Source organism: Vibrio sp. 1457 (assembly GCF_033340195.1).
Taxonomy (GTDB): domain Bacteria; phylum Pseudomonadota; class Gammaproteobacteria; order Enterobacterales; family Vibrionaceae; genus Vibrio; species Vibrio alginolyticus.
Window position 1 is genome coordinate 1 of the sequence record NZ_JAWOWA010000162.1, and the last position, 1,016, is coordinate 1,016.

Consider the following 1,016-nt stretch of genomic DNA (forward strand, 5'->3'; position numbering starts at 1 on the left):
AACTGTTGCTTTCAATTGCCCCAGTACGCGGCCAGCGGCTTCGGCATCTTCACACAGAACAGAAAGTCCGCCGACGCGCTCGCCGTAAAGGGAGAAAATTTTCGAGAACGAATTGCTCACCAGAGCGGGTAATCCAGCGCTGGCAATGGCGCGAATAGCGTAGGCATCCTCTTCCATACCGGCACCAAATCCTTGATAGGCAATATCGAGGAATGGAATAAGCTCGCGGACTTTGAGAATTTCAATCACCGCATCCCACTGATCATTAGTGAGATCGGCACCCGTTGGGTTGTGGCAACATGGATGCAGCAACACAATACTGCGGGCAGGTAATGTTTTCAGCGTCGCCAACAGGTCATTAAAGCGCACGCCGTTAGTCGCTTCGTCATACCAGGGGTAAGTACTCACTTCGAATCCAGCCCCGGCGAATATTGCTACGTGGTTTTCCCAGGTAGGATCGCTGACCCAGACGCCTGATTCCGGGAAGTAGCGTTTCAGGAAATCCGCGCCCACTTTCAATGCCCCGGAGCCGCCAAGGGTTTGAATGGTTGCTACGCGCTGTTGTTTCAGTACCGGATGGTCCGCACCAAACAGCAGCGGCGCAATGGCATGGCGATAGCAGTTAAGCCCTTCCATCGGTAAATAAAGCGAAGCGCCATGAGGCTGCGCATTCAGGCGCGCTTCCGCCTCCGCCACGGCTTGCAGTTGTGGAATAATTCCGTCTTCGTTGTAGTACAGACCGATACTTAAATTCACTTTGTCGCTGCGAGGGTCTTCTTTAAAACGCTCCATAAGCGTAAGAATCGGGTCGCCAGCGTAGGCGTCAACTTTTTGAAACACGCGATGGTTCTCCAGGTTTACGGGCAGGTGGTTAAAACACAATAAACCGGAAGAAGGCGAAGATCGAGTGGATGTTCAGGAGCGAACGGCAATTAGCAACAGAGTGAGACTCATGACAAACGTACATCCGCCAGAGGCACGACCTTTATAAGAGCATGAAAGAACATCAACTTATT

The 1,016-nt window shown here is 52.0% G+C and carries 1 protein-coding gene; it reads right to left on the reverse strand.

Annotated features, from left to right (window positions below; genetic code table 11):
• On the reverse strand, positions 1–840 hold an 840-nt coding region (tyrB, locus tag R7Z41_RS24575), incomplete at its 3' end, for an aromatic amino acid transaminase (protein ID WP_318141715.1).
• Positions 841–1,016 lie beyond the last annotated feature (176 nt).